The organism is Streptococcus sp. 2022WUSS037 (genome assembly GCF_044427225.1).
Taxonomy (GTDB): domain Bacteria; phylum Bacillota; class Bacilli; order Lactobacillales; family Streptococcaceae; genus Streptococcus.
In genome coordinates this window covers 23206-40747 of record NZ_JAOTGJ010000019.1, presented here as the reverse complement: position 1 = coordinate 40747, position 17542 = coordinate 23206, and the positions used below count along the sequence as shown (strand labels likewise).

Annotated in this window: 16 protein-coding genes and 1 pseudogene; 12 read left to right on the top strand and 5 right to left on the bottom strand. The window is 41.1% G+C overall.

Going from position 1 to position 17542, the window contains the following annotated elements; genetic code table 11:
* The 12 genes and pseudogenes from ODU55_RS07615 to ODU55_RS07560 form a co-directional block, all read left to right on the top strand.
* Positions 1-1261: MucBP domain-containing protein (locus ODU55_RS07615; RefSeq protein ID WP_398582453.1), on the top strand; the 1261-nt coding region annotated here is incomplete at its 5' end.
* A gap of 902 nt (positions 1262-2163) precedes the next feature.
* Complete coding sequence (trpX, locus tag ODU55_RS07610; protein ID WP_398582454.1) at positions 2164-3162, top strand: tryptophan ABC transporter substrate-binding protein; 999 nt, start codon at positions 2164-2166, stop codon at positions 3160-3162.
* Positions 3163-3176: 14 nt separating this feature from the next.
* Positions 3177-4043: an ABC transporter permease gene (locus tag ODU55_RS07605; protein ID WP_398582452.1), complete on the top strand. Its 867-nt coding sequence runs from the start codon at positions 3177-3179 to the stop codon at positions 4041-4043.
* Positions 4040-4798 (top strand): ABC transporter ATP-binding protein, encoded by a 759-nt coding sequence (locus tag ODU55_RS07600; protein ID WP_398582451.1) that lies wholly within the window; start codon positions 4040-4042, stop codon positions 4796-4798. The genes ODU55_RS07605 and ODU55_RS07600 overlap by 4 nt, the downstream gene beginning before the upstream one ends.
* An 89-nt stretch (positions 4799-4887) precedes the next feature.
* On the top strand, positions 4888-5403 hold the full coding sequence (locus tag ODU55_RS07595) for a prolyl-tRNA synthetase associated domain-containing protein (protein WP_398582450.1): 516 nt from the start codon (positions 4888-4890) through the stop codon (positions 5401-5403).
* The gene (locus ODU55_RS07590; RefSeq protein WP_398582449.1) at positions 5378-5782 is read left to right on the top strand and encodes a hypothetical protein; all 405 of its coding nucleotides are present in this window, start codon (positions 5378-5380) and stop codon (positions 5780-5782) included. Before ODU55_RS07595 ends, ODU55_RS07590 begins: the two co-directional genes overlap by 26 nt.
* 257 nt (positions 5783-6039) lie before the next feature.
* Positions 6040-7701, top strand: coding sequence for a ribonuclease J (locus ODU55_RS07585; protein ID WP_398582448.1), 1662 nt, complete (start codon positions 6040-6042; stop codon positions 7699-7701).
* A 59-nt stretch (positions 7702-7760) separates the two neighbouring features.
* Positions 7761-8537, top strand: a complete 777-nt coding sequence (locus tag ODU55_RS07580) for an alpha/beta hydrolase (protein ID WP_398582447.1) — start codon at positions 7761-7763, stop codon at positions 8535-8537.
* A 65-nt stretch (positions 8538-8602) separates the two neighbouring features.
* On the top strand, positions 8603-9298 hold the full coding sequence (locus ODU55_RS07575; protein WP_398582446.1) for a M57 family metalloprotease: 696 nt from the start codon (positions 8603-8605) through the stop codon (positions 9296-9298).
* A 9-nt stretch (positions 9299-9307) separates the two neighbouring features.
* On the top strand, positions 9308-9676 hold the full coding sequence (locus ODU55_RS07570; RefSeq protein ID WP_398582445.1) for a hypothetical protein: 369 nt from the start codon (positions 9308-9310) through the stop codon (positions 9674-9676).
* Between the two features lie 296 nt (positions 9677-9972).
* Positions 9973-10488 (top strand): annotated as a pseudogene (tnpA, locus tag ODU55_RS07565) (IS200/IS605 family transposase).
* Between the two features lie 1168 nt (positions 10489-11656).
* Entirely contained in the window at positions 11657-12778 is a 1122-nt protein-coding gene (locus ODU55_RS07560; protein WP_398582444.1) for an IS110 family transposase, read from the top strand.
* A 545-nt stretch (positions 12779-13323) separates the two neighbouring features.
* Here the strand turns inward: ODU55_RS07560 and ODU55_RS07555 are convergent.
* The 5 genes from ODU55_RS07555 to ODU55_RS07535 all read right to left on the bottom strand — a co-directional run bounded on the left by ODU55_RS07555 (position 13324) and on the right by ODU55_RS07535 (position 17531).
* Positions 13324-13596 (bottom strand): phage holin, encoded by a 273-nt coding sequence (locus ODU55_RS07555; protein WP_029179514.1) that lies wholly within the window; start codon positions 13594-13596, stop codon positions 13324-13326.
* A gap of 78 nt (positions 13597-13674) precedes the next feature.
* The gene (locus tag ODU55_RS07550) at positions 13675-14571 is read right to left on the bottom strand and encodes a glycosyltransferase family 2 protein (protein ID WP_398582443.1); all 897 of its coding nucleotides are present in this window, start codon (positions 14569-14571) and stop codon (positions 13675-13677) included.
* Entirely contained in the window at positions 14571-15443 is an 873-nt protein-coding gene (locus ODU55_RS07545; RefSeq protein WP_398582442.1) for an acyltransferase, read from the bottom strand. Before ODU55_RS07545 ends, ODU55_RS07550 begins: the two co-directional genes overlap by 1 nt.
* A gap of 191 nt (positions 15444-15634) precedes the next feature.
* Complete coding sequence (locus tag ODU55_RS07540) at positions 15635-16519, bottom strand: glycosyltransferase family 2 protein (RefSeq protein ID WP_024409485.1); 885 nt, start codon at positions 16517-16519, stop codon at positions 15635-15637.
* Positions 16520-16532: 13 nt separating this feature from the next.
* Complete coding sequence (locus tag ODU55_RS07535; RefSeq protein ID WP_171943864.1) at positions 16533-17531, bottom strand: sugar transferase; 999 nt, start codon at positions 17529-17531, stop codon at positions 16533-16535.
* Positions 17532-17542: the final 11 nt, after the last annotated feature.

The window sequence follows — 17542 nt, the reverse complement described above, 5'->3', positions numbered from 1 at the left end:
AACACCAACAGGTGAAGTTGAAGAGGGTGAGAAGACTGTAGTTTACATCTATACTAAAGTTGAAACACCAGTTGTTAAGACAGGTTCAGTTGTAGCTCGTTACGTTATCGAAGGTACAGAGACTGAAATCGCAGACGATAAGACAGTTAAACCAACCGATACACCAGTCGATGAGCCATATGGTGACACACCTCCAACTACAATTTCGTTTGGTGGTAAGACTTATACACTTGTACGCACTCGTACAAACGAAGGTGATGCCCCAAGCAATGGTACAGTTGTAGAAGGTGAACAAACTATCACTTATGAGTACAAAGAGAAAGTTGAAACACCAGACCCAGTTGAGAAGAAAACAGGTAGCGTCCTTGTTCGTCACATCACTGATAAAGGCGAAGTTCTTGCGGATACAACAGATGTCGTTCGTGATGGTGAAGTAGGTTCAATCTATGAAACAACAGTTGGTAATTTCGAAGGCTACACATTTGTTAAAGTTGATGAAACAGGTGCAACACCAACAGGTGAAGTTGAAGAGGGTGAGAAGACTGTAGTTTACATCTATACTAAAGTTGAAACACCAGTTGTTAAGACAGGTTCAGTTGTAGCTCGTTACGTTATCGAAGGTACAGAGACTGAAATCGCAGACGATAAGACAGTTAAACCAACCGATACACCAGTCGATGAGCCATATGGTGACACACCTCCAACTACAATTTCGTTTGGTGGTAAGACTTATACACTTGTACGCACTCGTACAAACGAAGGTGATGCCCCAAGCAATGGTACAGTTGTAGAAGGTGAACAAACTATCACTTATGAGTACAAAGAGAAAGTCGAAACCCCAGTTGTTCCACCAGTTGTTGAAAAACAAGGTAAAGTAATTGTTCATTATGTTGATGAAAATGGCAATGTTATCAAGACACCAGTAGTTGATACTGAGAACGGTACAGTGGGCGGAGACTACGAAACTTCAGACAATCGTCCAAAAGTGATTGTATTCAATGGAAAACGTTACATTCTTGTAGAATCTCGTATTCCAAATAATGCAAAAGGTAAAGTAGTTGAAGGTGAAACTCATGTAACTTACGTTTATAAGCAAGAAAATGAGGAGCCAACAACACCGGTGACTGAGACAACAAAAGTAACACCTAAGACAAGCGCAATCTTGCCAGAAACAGGTGAAAGCACATCTGCACTTGCATTGGTAGGTTTAGCTTTGTTGGGTACAGTTGCAGTGGCGTCACGTCGTCGCAAAGAAAAATAGTAGTAATTTAGTAAGATTTGCAACATATCAAGCTAAATTGGGTGTATCATTTCTCTTGTCAATTGGTAAAAATTTAATCAAAAGTATTGACAAAGATTGATGGATGCCGTATAATCGTCTGTAATCAGAAGAAGTAGTAAAGCAGAAGTCTTCAGGGAGCCCATGGTGCTGAGAATGGGTGGCGGAGTTTTATGAAATGGGCTGATGTGCAGAATTGTCTGTTTCCAGACTTAGATGCACAACGATTGTTTGGTGTAATATACTTTGCGTAGACTGTTTTGGCTGAGTACGAGGCAGTTCAACGCAGCTTATACTGGCAGTATAGTGAGGAAAGTTAACGAAGTAACTAGCCAAAACAATCACGCAAATGAACTTAAAACAATGATAGTTCGGTTGGCACACCTTACAGTGCAACTCCTTGTTAGAGGAGATGAGATATGGGAGGATTCTAGACAATTCCCATAAGTGAGGTGGCACCGTGTCATTGACGCCCTCGCAGGTTGGTTTTTCCTGCGGGGGCTTTTTCCTTTAGTCATTCAGTTTATCTTTTATTACGTCGACGAATGAGGAAACTTCGTTTCCATATTTCTAACTTCAAATAATTTCATCATTATTTGAACACGCTTTGCCGTACTCTGCAGGGGTGACTTGCTCTGCAAGTACTATTTCCAACCTTGTACAGTCACTCGACTATACAAGCTGCCTGCAGCTGTTGATGCGAACTTTGTTCGCTTTATTTCCAACCTCCAACTATCTCCCAGATAGTTGGAGCAAGTACTAAAAGCAAACTGAAAGACTATTATCTAAACGAGGTGATCATGATGAAACGATGGCGATGGTGGGATAAAATAGTGATGATATAGAGATTGGATAGTGTGTATTTTTAAAGGAGAATGAATATGTTGAAAAACAAAAACTTACTTGCTACAATTGTTGCCCTTACTGTGATGGTGGTTGCCGCCCTGTTTATGACGCAAAAAGAGCAGAGCAGTCAGTCTGCTAGCTCTGAAAAAGTTAAAATAGGTGTTCTTCAGTTTGTGACCCATGATTCACTAGATGAGATTTACAAGGGAATTAAGGTCGGACTAGAAGAAGGTGGCTATTCTACAACAGACAATCTGGAGATTGATTTTATGAATGCTGAGGCTGACCAATCTCAAGTTCAGACCATGAGTAAAAAATTGTTGGACAATGGCAATGAGCTTTTGATTGGGATTGCAACACCTGCTGCACAAGGGTTGGCAAATGCGACGACAGAATTACCAATTATCATGGGAGCTGTAACGGACCCCGTTGGTGCTAACTTGGTATCTGACTTGAAAAATCCTGGTGGCAACATCACAGGGGTATCTGACCAAACACCAGTTGCAGACGCTGTTTCTCTCATCAAAGAAATCACACCAGATGCAAAAACAATCGGTGTTCTTTACTCCTCAAACGAAGACAATTCAAAAATCCAAGTTGAGGAATTTAAGGCTGCAGCGGAAGAAGTAGGCTACACCGTTCTGGAGTATGCAGTGGCTTCAAGTAATGAATTGGCTTCTACAGTAGAAGTAGCAACCAGCAAGACAGATGTTCTCTTCACACCAGTAGATAATACGGTCGCATCAGCCTTTTCAACAGTCGTTTCTGTAGCCAATAAAACCAAAACTCCGATTTTCACCAGTGTAGAAGACATGGTAGAAGGTGGCGGTATCGCATCTGTAACCCTTAGCCAATATGATTTGGGTGTGGCAACTGGTAAAATGGCTGCGAAAATCTTAGACGGTGCAAATCCAGGGGATACACCAGTACAAATCTTCAATGAAGGTACTATTGTGGTCAACCAGAAAGTTGCTAAAGAATTAGGAATTACCTTGTCAGATGATGTAATCAATCAGGCAAGTAAGGTTATTGAATAAAACAAAGGAAAGTTATGATTGTATCAACAGTTTCACAGGCTCTCTTATGGGCTGTACTAGGAATGGGAATATTTGTCACCTTTCGGATTTTGAATTTTCCGGATATGACGACAGAGGGCTCTTTTCCACTGGGAGGAGCAGTTGCAGTGACCTTGCTGACACAGGGAGTTCATCCTGTCTTGGCAACGCTAGTAGCCGTTTTTGCAGGTTGCTTGGCAGGTTTGGTCACAGGCTTACTCTATACCAAGGGGAAGATTCCTACACTATTGGCAGGTATCTTGGTCATGTCTTCCTGTCACTCCATTATTCTCTTTATCATGGGACGGGCAAATTTAGGCTTGTTAAATACTAGTCGTTTACAGGACTTGCTTCCGTTTTCAGAGCAGGTGAATGGTCTCTTGCTTGGTTTGGGCAGTATTGCTCTAGTCATTGCTTGTTTGATGTTCTTCCTTTATACACGACTTGGGCAGGCCTTTATTGCAACGGGTGACAATCCAGATATGGCTCGCAGTTTTGGTATCAATACCAGTCGAATGGAATTATTAGGCTTAGTCCTCTCCAATGGGATCATCGCTCTTGCGGGTGCCTTGATTGCCCAACAAGAAGGCTATGCGGATGTGTCACGTGGTATTGGGGTCATCGTGGTTGGTATGGCTAGTCTGATTATCGGTGAGGTCTTGTATGGAAATCTGACCATGTTGGAACGTTTCTTGGCCATTGCAGTGGGAGCTATCTTCTATCAATTTTTGATTTTGGTGGTTATTTCCCTCGGTATCAATACCAGCTATCTCCGCATCTTCTCAGCCATGATTTTGGCTGTCTGCCTCATGGTTCCTGAGTTGAAAAATAAAGTCTTGAAAGGAGCTAGCCTGTCACGATGAAAGCAATTGTTGAATTAAAAAATGCCACCAAGGTGGTGACAAACGGTTTTGATGAAGAACGTGTGATTTTGGACAATGTCAATTTGACCATCTATCAAGGTGATTTTATTACCATTTTGGGTGGAAATGGGGCTGGGAAGTCAACCCTCTTTAATGCCATTGCTGGAACCCTACCCTTGACTAGTGGTTCAGTCCATATTCTTGGTGAGGACGTGACTAACTGGCCTGCAGAAAAGCGGGCAAAATATCTGGCCCGTGTGTTCCAAGATCCTAAAATGGGAACTGCTCCTAGGATGACAGTGGCAGAAAACCTACTTATCGCTAAGTATCGTGGCGAGGGACGGGGCTTGGTGCCACGCAGATTGGCCCAGCAGACAGAAGAATTGGCCCAGCTTTTGCCGAGAGTGGGAAATGGTCTGGAAAAACATCTGGATACGCCAGCAGGGCTTTTATCGGGTGGTCAACGACAAGCATTGAGTTTGTTGATGGCGAGTTTGAAACAGCCTGAACTTTTACTCTTGGATGAGCATACCGCAGCCCTTGACCCCAAAACCAGTCAATCCTTGATGCAGTTAACGGATGAATTGATTGCGACCAAGGGAATGACGGCTCTCATGGTCACTCATCAAATGGAAGATGCTCTCCGTCACGGCAATCGCTTGATTGTCATGAAAAATGGTCAGATTATTCAGGACCAAACGGCAGAGGAAAAATCCAAGATGAAACTGGAAGATTATTATAAGTTGTTTGATTAAAGTCTGGAGCAATCCAGGCTTTTTTGCTGCATTGAAACATCGCTTTAAACATAGTATAATATAACAAACGATAGAATAGAGGTGACGCTATGGATAAACAAGTTTTTGAGCAGTTAGACAAACTTGGGATTGATTATTCGATAGTTGAGCATCCACCTGCCTTGACGACTGAGGAAGCAGACCGTTACATTGAAGGGTTAGAAGGAGTACGGACCAAGTCCATGTTTCTGACTAATAAGAAAAAGACTGCATTTTATTTACTAATCATGGATGACCAGAAGCAGCTGGATATGGACCAGTTTCGTGATTTGGTAGGAGCCAATCGTATTCGCATGGCCTCAAGTGAAAGCTTGATGGAAAAAATGCACTTGCCTGCGGGTGTGGTATCTGTTTTTGGCTTGTTACATAATGTTGATAAGGATATTCAAGTCTTTTTTGATAAGGAAATCCTAACCGAACCTATTCTAACCTTCCACCCCAATGTTAATACGAAAACAATTTTTGTAAAGACAGAGGATATTTTACGTTTTGTCGAAGAGATTGGCTTTTCAGCAACGATTGTTGACTTGGGTAACAAAGATGAGAAAATGTTTAGCTATTTGTAGTCTGTTGTGTTGTCTCTTTTTGGTAGGATGTCGGACAGGAGCAGCTTCTCAGGCAGAGATTGAACCGATGGAACAGTCAGAATTGTATACGGAAAAAGAGATTGAGGCGGCTATTCTTGTAGTTGAAGATTACTTTGCTCACCATTTTAAAAGTTGTAAATTGCTGACTATCGGTTATAGTGGTGATAATGAAAAGGAATTTGATGAGTGGGCGGAGCACTATGGTGCAGAGGAAGCTATTATCCTAACTTCGTCTTTTAAGGTAGCAACAGAGGGGGCAGAGCCTGCTTTGGAGCCAAATAGTACCCACAAGGATTGGAAATGGATATTGGTACGCAATGCTGGTGGAAAATGGGAACATAGGGGACACGGTTATTGATTAAAAGGGAGAACTCTGTTGAATTTCAGCAGAGTTTTTGTAAATTTTCTTGAAAAAATGTATAATAGAAGCGATAGCTATTTAGGAATCTCTATTCAAAAGTTGCTTTGATGGTTGAATAAAATTTTGAACCAAAGTGTGCCTTTTGCAAATAGAGCTCCGACATAGCAGACTGTAATTCGACTTGGGCCTCCCAAGGACCGTTGGTAAGAAAAAATAAGGTGGACACCTGTGGGATGTCCCAAAAAGGAGAAAAAATGAGTAGCATAAAAATCATGGCTCTCGGTGGGGTACGTGAAAACGGAAAAAACCTCTATATTGCCGAAGTAAATGAGCATATTTTTGTCTTGGATGCTGGAGCTAAGTATCCAGAAAATGAGCAACTGGGTGTAGATGTGGTTGTTCCCAACTTTGACTATTTGGAAGAAAATAAGCACCGTGTGGCTGGGGTCTTTTTGACACATGGACACGCTGATTCGATTGGTGCCTTACCCTATCTTTTAGAGAAAGTAAAAGTACCTGTTTTTGGATCACACCTGACCATTGAATTGGCAAAATTGATTGTCAAGAACAATAATGTAACCAAGAAATTTAAGGATTTCCATGTCATCAATGCCGATACTGAAATTGACTTCGGGGATTCTGTAGTTTCCTTCTTTAAAACAACTCACTCAATTCCTGAAAGTTTGGGGATTGTTGTCAAGACGGACCAAGGGAATATCGTTTATACAGGTGACTTTAAATTTGACCAAGCGGCTGACAAGTATTATCGGACAGACTTTGGTCGTCTAGCAGAAATTGGTTCAGAGGGTGTGTTGGCCCTGCTTTCAGATTCAGCCAATGCCGATAGCAATGTGCAGTCAGCTAGTATGCATGAGGCTGGTGAGGAAATTCTCAACACTATTGCTGACTGCGAAGGACGTGTCATCGTGGCTGCAGTAGCAAGTAATATTGTCCGTATCCAGCAGATTTTTGATGCGGCAGAGGCGACAGGACGCCGAGTTGTCTTGACAGGTCATGATGTGGAAAATATTGTCCGTACCGCTATCCAATTGAAAAAACTTCGTTTGGTTAGCGAACGCCTATTGGTTAAACCAAAGGATATGGGCAAGTATGAAGACCATGAATTGATTATCTTGGAAACCGGTCGTATGGGTGAACCATTGAATGGTCTACGCAAGATGGCTATTGGCCGCCACCGTTATGTTGAAATCAAGGACGGCGATCTGGTCTACATCGTTACCACACCAAGCGTTTCAAAAGAGGCTGTGGTGGCTCGTGTTGAGAACTTGATTTACAAGGCTGGTGGAACGGTCAAATCTATTACCAAAAACCTGCGTGTATCTGGTCACGGTAATGCGCGTGATTTGCAGCTCATGCTCAATATCCTCCGTCCTAAGTACCTCTTCCCAGTTCAAGGGGAGTACCGTCAGCTAGATGCCCATGCCAAGGCTGCGCTGGAAATCGGCATGTTCCCAGAAAACATTATCATCGTTAAACGTGGGGATGTCATGGCTTATGAAGATGGTGATTTTGTCCATAGCGGAGCGGTTCCTGCTGGTGATGTCATGATTGACGGAAATGCCATGGGAGATGTTGGAAACATTGTTCTTCGTGACCGTAAAATCCTCTCAGAAGATGGTATTTTTATCGTAGCTATCACTGTCAACCGCCGTGAGAAGAAAATCATTTCCAAGGCCAAGGTCAATACGCGTGGATTTGTCTATGTTAAGAAGAGCAAGGACATCTTGCGTGAGGCTTCAGATTTGGTCAATGCAACGGTGGAAAACTATTTTACAAAAGACAGTTTTGACTGGACAGAGCTCAAGAGTGCTGTTCGCGATGATCTAGCGAAATTCCTCTTCGACCAGACCAAGCGTCGCCCAGCAATTTTGCCGGTGATTATGGAAGTAAAATAAGTGAATAAGATGTGAAGAGCCGAGGGTAACTTAGGCTCTTTACCATAAGGAGAAGATTTATGGCAATTATGAAAATCGAATACCATTCAGAAGTGTTGGATATGTCCAGACAGGTTACAGTTTTATATCCAGATCGCAATCGTGTGGAAAATCCTGATGACAACGACATTCCTGTCCTATATCTTTTGCACGGTATGGGAGGAAATCAGGATTCCTGGCTGAATCGTTCTACAGTGGAACGGTTGGTTCGCTATACCAATCTTATCGTGGTTATGGTCAATACAGATAAAGGCTGGTATACCAATACCACCTATGGCATGAATTATTATGATGCTATTGCAGTAGAGTTGCCTCAAATTCTCAAACGATTTTTCCCAAATATGTCTGACAAGCGGGAGAAGAATTTTATCGCTGGTTTGTCTATGGGTGGTTATGGGACCTTCAAGATTGCTATGATGACCAATCGTTTTTCACACGCAGCTTCGCTTTCAGGCGCATTGTATTTTGATTTTGATAATCCAGCGGCAGCAGAATTGGGAAGTCTTTCGTATTGGCGAGGAGTATTTGGTGACATTTCTGATAAACAGAATCCAAATAATTTGTTAGAAATTGCTAAACAATCCGATAAAAAGACCAAATTTTATGCCTGGTGTGGTGAGGAAGATTTTCTTTTTGAAGGGCATCAAAAGGCGGTTGGGGAGTTAAAAGAGCTGGGATTTGATATAGAGGCAAGTTTCGGACCTGGTAAACATGAGTGGTACTACTGGAACCAACAGATTGAGAAAGTATTGGCTTGGTTGCCAATTGATTTCAAATTGGAAGAAAGACTGTCCTAGTTTTTAAGAAAAGTTTCAGAAATTATGGCTATACTAAAACCTATTTCTAGAAAGAGGTATAGTCTATGAAACTTATTGGAAATATTCTACGGTGGATTTGGCGGACATTTTGGGGTCTGATTTGGTTATCAATGGTGTTATTAGCTTGTGGTCTAGGTCTGTTATTCTATTTTCAACAGGAAGCAGCACCTCAGATGTTACAAACTCTAGCTCAAGAAGTGCAATTGATGGTCAAAGGGCAGTCTGAAGTGACGATTGAAGAAGGTGTTAATACCATTAAGCGCCTGACTACTGATACGGTTAATACAGCCGATCATGGTCGATGGGAAAGCAATACTGCGACTGTTTACCTTGAAACCCAGAATCCAACATTTGTAGCTGCCTATGAAACAGCCATTGCAAATTGGAATGCGACAGGGGCCTTCACTTTTGTGATGACAAGTGATCCAAATCAGGCTGATATTATTGCTACTGAGATGAATGATGGAAATACCCAGGCAGCAGGCGAGGCCAATTCAACGACTAATTTATTGACGAATTATTATAGATCGGTAACGGTGCGTCTGAATAGTTTTTATTTATTAAACGACCAATATGGTTATGATATGGATAGAATTATCCATACGGCTGAGCATGAATTGGGTCATGCTATTGGCCTAGATCATGAAGATAGTCAGACCTCCGTTATGGAATCAGCAGGGTCAAATCATGGTATCCAGCAAGCAGATATTGATGCTGTAGTGGCCTTGTATTCAGAATAGAGGAGAAATATGTTACGAACAATTACGAATACAATGAAACGTTACCCAGAGCAAGCCTTGCTTTTCATTTACAATGCAGGAATTTTTGCTTGGTTACAATCTACTAGCCATTCGATTATGGAACAAATTGGTATAGATAGTACTTGGTTTGATAAAATTCCCGAACCTGTCAAGACCTGGACTGGTGCCAGTCTGGAGAGCATGCAGACCTTGCTCCATTCTTCTGCTTGGGGATGGCTGATTGTATCTATGATATTGATGTTGGTCATCCGCTTTGTTAAGGGCTTGATCAAGTTTGTCATCTTGCTGATTATTATCGGCGGTGGTCTTTATCTACTCTGGCAGAATAAGGAATTGCTTAGCGGATTGAAGGTATAAAAATCACAAAAGAAAAAAAGAAGCTGAGTAAGCCATCTTAGATGTCTGCTCAGCTTTTTTGACTTATAATATTCTTCGAAAATCAAACTCAGCCGTTGTTGACTTGATTTGATGAGTGGAAGGCTCCAGTGGAGTCTTTCAGCCTGTTATGTGACTTTTAGTCCGTCACGCTCCGTAAGGTGCGTGACAAATAAACCACCCGCTATGCGGGTGCGCGATGAAGGTTATACCAAAAAAACTCCAAACGCGATACAATAAAGGTGTTCAAGCCTATTGTAAAGCGAAAGGAGAAAAATATGGCGCAAAAGGCACATAGTTTATCACATACAAAGTGGCTGTGTAAATACCACATTGTCTTCACACCTAAGTATAGACGAAAAATCATCTATAATCAATATCGAAGTAGTTTGGGAGAAATATTCCGACGTTTGTGTACTTATAAAGGCGTAGAAATTATCGAAGGACATCTGATGCCGGATCATGTTCATATGTTAGTCAGTATTCCTCCGCGATTAAGTGTATCAAGCTTTATGGGCTATTTAAAAGGCAAGAGTGCTCTAATGATGTTTGATAAACACGCCAATCTCAAATACAAATTTGGTAATCGTCATTTCTGGGCAGAGGGATATTATGTAAGTACAGTTGGACTTAATGAAGCCACAATTAAGAAATATATACAAGAATAAAGAAATTATCCAGTGGATGATTTCTTCACGAGCTTAAAATCTAGAAAGCGAGTTAAACATGATATAGCACTTGATAAGTTAAGTGTAAAAGAGTATGAAGATCCCTTTAGGGATAATGGCAAGTAGTATGAATGCCTCTTTAAGAGGCTAGTGACGAGTCAAAAGCAGTGAGGCTTGAACAAAGTGAAAGCCAGCGTCTTTAGGCGCTGGCTGGTGATGTGGGCTTATAGCCCTTGTTCAAACCACCCGTTTGACGGGTGGTCATGATTATAGTCGAGTGAATTAGCTTTCGGACAAGGAACTGAAGTGTAGGTAGCTAGAACAGCCTAAAGGCTGTTCTAGGTTAGAAATAAGGGAGCGGGAAAGAACTCGACTGGTCAAAAAAGAGTTCGTCAACAATTTTTCGTTTTAAGTTGTTGAGCTGAAACAGTCACTACTCTGACTGTTTCACTCCCACCCCCGCATAGCTCCAATAGTCAGAGTAGTGACTGTTGGAGGTTGGAAATGAAGCGAACTCTGTTCGCATCAGTCGTAATGGTCAGATTTGGAGTGTAAAACACGAACAAATCTGCCAATCAACCACTGAGCTGAGATGTTGACACGAACCCTGAGAAGCGTGGTTGGTCTTTTTGGCCCAGCCTCACTTTCGCAGAGTACGGCAAGCCGAAAGTGACGATGTATCAAAGCTAATTCAAATGACTATACCTTGAAACAAAATAGTAACAGGGTTCTATCTGCATAAGTAGAAACGAACTACGTTCGCCTATCTCCAACCCCCAAAGTTTCCCCAAACCTTTTGTAGCGAACTTCGTTCGCTTTATTTCCAACCCCCAAAGTTTCCCCAAACCTTTTGTAGCAAACTACGTTCGCTTTATTTCCAACCCCCAAAGTTTCCCCAAACCTTTTGTAGCAAACTACGTTCGCTTTATTTCCAACCCCCAAAGTTTCCCCAAACCTTTTGTAGCAAACTACGTTCGCTTTATTTCCAACCCCCAAAGTTTCCCCAAACCTTTTGTAGCAAACTACGTTCGCTTTATTTCCAACCCCCAAAGTTTCCCCAAACCTTTTGTAGCGAACTTCGTTCGCTTTATCTCCAACCCCCAAAGTTTCCCCAAACCTTTGGGGCTAGTCTGATTTTGATTTTCATTGAGTATAAAATCCGGATAACAAGGTCAGCTTTTTATAGACAATATGTAAAGACCCCCAGTTGAGAATTCGTGGATTTACCTGTACACTAGAATAAAAAAACAATCAACTTCTAACAGGAATTACCACACTCAATTGGAGGTCTTATATGTTTCATTTTACCACACTTTTCATCGGAATGGATGTTCACAAAGAAAGTTTTTCACTCTGCTACTATGATATGATGACCAATCAATTCAAACATAGCACTAAAGTTGGTCCAAATGTTAGCTATATTGTGAACTATGTAAATGAGCTTCGTCGCTTGTATGGTCAAGAGGCAGAAGTATTATGTGGCTATGAAGCTGGATGTCTTGGATTTACCCTATATCACCAGCTACAAGCTCACGGGATTCCCTGTATCGTGATGGCACCTACAACGGTAATGAAGGAAGGATCTAAGCGTGTTAAGACTGATAAGAAAGATGCTGCTCAGCTCGCAAAAGCTCTGGCCTTTCGTAGCTATCGGCCTGTTCATATTCCTACTATTGAGGATGAACAAGTCAAAGAATATATCCGTATGAGAACAGACCACAAAGTGGCTCTGAAGAAGATTAAACAACAAATTCTTGCCTTCTGTCTCCGACATGATTTTCGCTATACAGAGGGAAGCAATCATTGGACACAGAAACATGTCCGCTGGCTCCGTTCCCTAAATCCTGATGGACTTTATGCAGAGATTTTGACAGAATATCTATTGACCTATGAGAAATTAGTAGATCAAATAGAACGGTATGATGCACGAATTGAGCAACTGGGTCAAAGCGACAGTTATCAAGAGAAGGTCTCACGGCTTTCTTGCTTTATCGGCATTAAAACACTAACTGCTCTTTCCATTGTGACAGAAATCGGAGATTTTAATCGCTTTGCGACAGCTCAACAGTTTACTTCTTATCTTGGGCTGACTCCTAGCGAAAACTCTAGTGGCGACAAGGAAAGAAGAGGTGCTATCACCAAAGCTGGGAATAGCCATGTAAGACGACTTCTGATAGAAGCTGCACAATCATTGGCTAAGGGGACTATTGGGTATAAATCCAAAGAATTGAAAAGGAGACAAAATGGAAACCGAGTGGAGGTGATTGCTTATGCGGATAAGGCTAATGAACGCTTAAGAAGACGTTATCGCACACTTGTTCTAGGAAAAAATAAGAAACAAAACATTGCTAAAACAGCTATTGCACGGGAATTATCTGGTTTTATTTGGGGGATGATGACAGGAAGAATAGCTTGAAGTTAGCACTTGTTTTCATGTACACTTTTGACAATTACGTTTTATCATCGCAGAGCGATGAGGAATCCCTATTTCTATCCAAAATCACTGGGTGAATTTGGACAGAAATAAGGATTGAAATCATGTTTGAATGGAGAGTATCTTGAAGGAGTTTAGGACTTCAATGTTTGAGTCATCTACGAAATGACTAAGTGGCACAATTGTGATCCACGCTTATAGAGAGTAGGACTCGCGGCAGAACCATTGACCTGTAGGTAACCAATCCACGAATATCAGAGTGGCCAATGCCCGAAGCTAAGAACTAGGCTCTTTCTAGATACTTTTCATTTTTTATCAGTTCGATTGTTTTTACTTGACAAAGGGCTTTACATATCAGTGGTTTGAATTAGGGAAAGGATAAGTTTGAGTTATAGTGTCAGAAACACACTCCTAAAATAACTTTAGAGTTCTCAAATTGATAAACGTAGCTAATCCTGTTTTTGATTTGGTTTGCTATATATCCGCCACAACCTGTCAGCCTGAATCACTATCAAGTTTTCAAAGCTTTATTGATCCCCTGTAGTGTTCCTATCAGAAGTTTCTTTCTTGTGGCTGATGGTATCAAGTGTTTCTTGACCATAGCTGTCTTTCTTGTTACTTAATATGCCCAAAAATAGAAGAATACTGAGAATAATACAAATGGTTTGCTCGATCTTATTCAATTCCTGACTGATATTGTAGCCAAAATAACTTGAGGCAATATTGTCAATCAGCATGAGAATAAGGGAAACAAGACCAATCCAAAACATATGGAGTTTGAGACGTTCTTTTAGTTTCATATGAATCCCTTTCTGTCATTGAAATTTTCTCCTGATAGCCCAAAAGGATAGCTGTTTTCTAATCCGATGGTAGACCGATTAACTATCGGATGAGGATTGAATGCCTAATTTTTGTAGGATATACCGATAGGTATCATTTTCGGTTGCTTTGTGACTTAGGTGCTGATGTTGGTGATACAAGAGACGCTGTTTGTAGCAATCCACGGCAAGGCTAGGGTCAAGACCAGCAAGAAGCATGTCAATAATCAAGGTTTCATAGCCTTTGATATCGTTTAATGTATTAACAGGGGAAGAAGGGGCGTCTGAAAGACTTCCTTTTCTTCTTCGGTAGCAATAGAGATTCTTAGAATAATAGACTGTTTTACGACTGTTTAAGACAAGTAAATGTGTCGTATACCTGTCTTCAGCAACTCTCACATTCGGAAAGCGAATGTATCTATTGTGTTCTTTTGAAGTAAATAAGTGACTACGGAACAATTTGCCCCAAGCAGTTAAGAAGGTAATAGTCCCCACAGTCAATAAATGTGAAAAATAGTTTTCAATCGTCAATACTTCTGTCCTCACTTCTTGAGAATGGATATAGTAGATGCCATTGTTTTCATCGAAACCATAGTATTCTCCAATGACGATATCAGCCTCATGGAGGGTAAGTTGTGTAAACAGATCCTCGATGAATGTTGTTTCGAGGTAGTCGTCGCTATCCACAAAGGTGACAAAGTCACCAGTCATATTTTCGATACCTAGATTTCGTGTATCTGCTAGACCAGAATTGCAAGTTTTTTTTAGCAAACAAATCCGCTCGTCTCGTGCTTGGTATTCTTGACAAATGCTTACGCTATTATCTGTCGAGGCGTCATCAATGAGAAGAATTTCTAGGTTTTGATAGGTTTGACCAATAATACTATCTAAACATTGCCTGAGATAGTTTTCCACGTTATAGATGGGAACAATAACTGAAATAAGTGGCTTTTCCATTAGGTATCCCTTTCTTTAAAAAAATCTTGAATAGCCTGCACCATTTCTTTCGGATGGTTACTCGAAATCATGGTATTCGTTAGCTCTGGTTGATGGGCGACAGTATCAAAACTATAGATGGGAATTTGTTTTTGCTGACAGCGGTTGAGGATGTCTTTGACTTCCCACCAGTGATTGATGTCTAGATAGATGGAGGTACGATCCAAAATCTCATCTTCCAGTTCAGTATCGTTGATATTGCTATAGATATTGACATTGCTAAATCGACGAAAACTATTGAGATGAGGAGAGATATGGGTTCCAGCTAAGATATTGAAAGCAATATCAGGCAGGGAAGTAACCAGGTATTCCAAGTGTTCCAGAGTATCGGATGCCGTAAAGGTTGTGACCTGTTTGTCAAATTGTGGTCGAGGTCGATAGGTCATAGTTCCTGATGAGGTCACAATGGTATTGGCAGGGACATCCTTATAGATGGTACAACCAGCTCCGATGATCACATTGTCACCGATGGTCACCCCCTTTAGGATAACAGAATTAGCTCCGACCCAACAATGTCGTCCAATGGTGATAGGGGCTGTGCTAAAAGAGATGGTTTCAATGTGGTGATGGGAGTAGTGGTGATTGTTGTCATAAATTTTGACTCCGTCACCAAACAGACAATAGTCACCGATGGTAACTTTCTCCATACATCTTAGAACACAGGAGGAGTTAAAAAAGACCTGCTTGCCGATTCGTAATGTAGCATAATTCTTGACCTCAAAGCTACAAAAGTTTTTGGCAATAATTCCATTATCAACCTTAATATCAGCATGTTCTTCAAGTTCTAAATTATAGAATTGGCCTAAATAATTGATTGGTAGTTTATGTTTCATATTGCTTTCCATTTTCTATCAAATAGGCAAATTTTAATAGTCTATTATATATTTCTGTATTTGTTTTTCCTTGTTCTTCTAGTATCGCAAGATATCTGCTTGTTCGATAACTATAGTAAGAGAAACGAGACCGATTTAAAAGATGCGGAGATTGATACACTTTTGCGTTGCAAAATCCATATCTATAACAGTCAACTCCCTCTAGTGTAAAGAGAAAGGTGTTTTCTAATCCGATGGTAGACTGGATGATGGCAGTAGCCCAATTCTTCTAAAGTTTGTTTGTATCCACTTATCCTGAGCTTGTAAAAGGCAATGGCTTTGGATAAATCATGACCGAGCAAGAGGAGATCAAAGTAGCGTTTTTCAAAACCGTCTAAGTCATCGGCAATGTGCTGGATACTAGTTGCTGAGCTGGTCAAACTATTGGGACGCTTGCGCCAGCAGTAACCAGCATAGCTGAGGTAGATTGTTTTTTTGCTTTTTAGAAATAGCAAATGTGTCACTTGCTGTTCTTCGTTGGCTTGATTAAGAGTAGGGAAAAGAATTTGATAATCTTGAACAAACAAGGAACTGTTAAACAGTTTTCCCCATACTGTGATATAATTGTCCGTTGCGCCGGTAAATACCCTATCCAGATAATCTTCAAAGGAGAGAGTTTCATAGAAATCTTCGTAATTGTGGATGAGAAAAGTAGAATTTTCTTCGACAAAACGGTAGTAATCACCCATAACAATGTCGGCCTGTTCCGTGACTGCAAGCTGATAAAGTCGGTCAATCATATCGTGATTGAGATAGTCGTCGCTATCCACAAAGGTGACAAAGTCGCCAGTCATATTTTTTAAACCAAGATTTCGAGAGTCTGATACACCACGGTTTTCAGTTTTTTTAATCAAGCGAATGCGACTATCACGGGATTGGTATTCTTGACAGATAGCGACGCTATCATCTGTCGAAGCATCATCAATAAGGAGAATTTCTAGGTTTTGATAGGTTTGACTAATAATACTATCTAAACATTGTCTTAGATAATTTTCCACGTTGTAGATGGGAACGATAACTGAAATTAAATCGTCCATACTGTGTCTCCTCCTAAATCATAACCTGATGAACCGCATCAGTCAGTAGCTTTTGAGCAAAGTAGCCCTTCGTAATCAGTTCTCGGAAATTCCAAAGAGAATCAAGGAGGGAACGGTATTCTTCCTCAGTGATAGTGGAAACGATGGCATTGGCTTCTTCCAGACTATCGACAAGGAACCCCAGCTTGTATTCGGAAATATAGTGGGCATTGGAAAGGCTACGTGGGGCAATGACAGGTAGGCCGGCTGCGATGTAGGTGCTTAATTTGTAGGAAACGTTGAGATTGTAGTATTCTGCATCCTCTCCTTGTGACCAGACAAGACCAAAGCCACCATTTTTATTTAATTCTTGGAGTAGGCTGAGACTGTATTTCCAACCTTGGTAGGCCACATTGTTGGGTTTGGTTGGGTAATATTCTGGCGCAAAGAGATTGAGCGGTGTTGCAAACTGCCAGTCGTCAACAAAGTGGAAACGTTGCGGATTTCCTGTGAAGTTGAGAACCCGTTGGAAGGCTGGTTTTTCAAGCCAAATATCCGTTTTATGATCCCACATATTTTGCAAAAGAGTATTGGTGACACGAAGGCCATGCTGGTAGAGCAGGTCTAGCATTTTCTGTGAAGGAGCGATAATCAAGTCAGCCATATTATACATCTCAATGGTCTTTTCCATCAGATAGAAGTTGGAGCTGAACATGAGTGGTGGAATATCGTGGATAAAGATGACAATTTTTATGCCAGCGTAAATTTTGAGCCGTTTAATGTACTCGTGGTCAAAGTGGGTGCCGTTCCAGCTAGGTGCTTGGAAGATGATAACATCGCCATTTCCTACAGCAGCGTTCATGCCATCAAATCGAATAGCCAGATTTTCAACGCTTTCGCCATCGGCATTGAAACTATAAATGCCGATTTCTTTGATATCTAATTTTTTTGCAATATCTGCGACCATGTTTTGAGCCATGAGGGCAACACTCAAAGGAGATTGGCCGTAGAGATTGGTAATATGAACTTTCATTGTCTTCCTTT

Coding starts and splice junctions, on each gene's coding strand:
- ODU55_RS07605 (WP_398582452.1), top strand. CDS start 3,177: ATGATTGTATCAACAGTTTCACAGGCTCTCTTATGGGCTGTACTAGGA.
- ODU55_RS07600 (WP_398582451.1), top strand. CDS start 4,040: ATGAAAGCAATTGTTGAATTAAAAAATGCCACCAAGGTGGTGACAAAC.
- ODU55_RS07595 (WP_398582450.1), top strand. CDS start 4,888: ATGGATAAACAAGTTTTTGAGCAGTTAGACAAACTTGGGATTGATTAT.
- ODU55_RS07590 (WP_398582449.1), top strand. CDS start 5,378: ATGAGAAAATGTTTAGCTATTTGTAGTCTGTTGTGTTGTCTCTTTTTG.
- ODU55_RS07585 (WP_398582448.1), top strand. CDS start 6,040: ATGAGTAGCATAAAAATCATGGCTCTCGGTGGGGTACGTGAAAACGGA.
- ODU55_RS07580 (WP_398582447.1), top strand. CDS start 7,761: ATGGCAATTATGAAAATCGAATACCATTCAGAAGTGTTGGATATGTCC.
- ODU55_RS07575 (WP_398582446.1), top strand. CDS start 8,603: ATGAAACTTATTGGAAATATTCTACGGTGGATTTGGCGGACATTTTGG.
- ODU55_RS07570 (WP_398582445.1), top strand. CDS start 9,308: ATGTTACGAACAATTACGAATACAATGAAACGTTACCCAGAGCAAGCC.
- ODU55_RS07560 (WP_398582444.1), top strand. CDS start 11,657: ATGTTTCATTTTACCACACTTTTCATCGGAATGGATGTTCACAAAGAA.
- ODU55_RS07555 (WP_029179514.1), bottom strand. CDS start 13,596: ATGAAACTAAAAGAACGTCTCAAACTCCATATGTTTTGGATTGGTCTT.
- ODU55_RS07550 (WP_398582443.1), bottom strand. CDS start 14,571: ATGGAAAAGCCACTTATTTCAGTTATTGTTCCCATCTATAACGTGGAA.
- ODU55_RS07545 (WP_398582442.1), bottom strand. CDS start 15,443: ATGAAACATAAACTACCAATCAATTATTTAGGCCAATTCTATAATTTA.
- ODU55_RS07540 (WP_024409485.1), bottom strand. CDS start 16,519: ATGGACGATTTAATTTCAGTTATCGTTCCCATCTACAACGTGGAAAAT.
- ODU55_RS07535 (WP_171943864.1), bottom strand. CDS start 17,531: ATGAAAGTTCATATTACCAATCTCTACGGCCAATCTCCTTTGAGTGTT.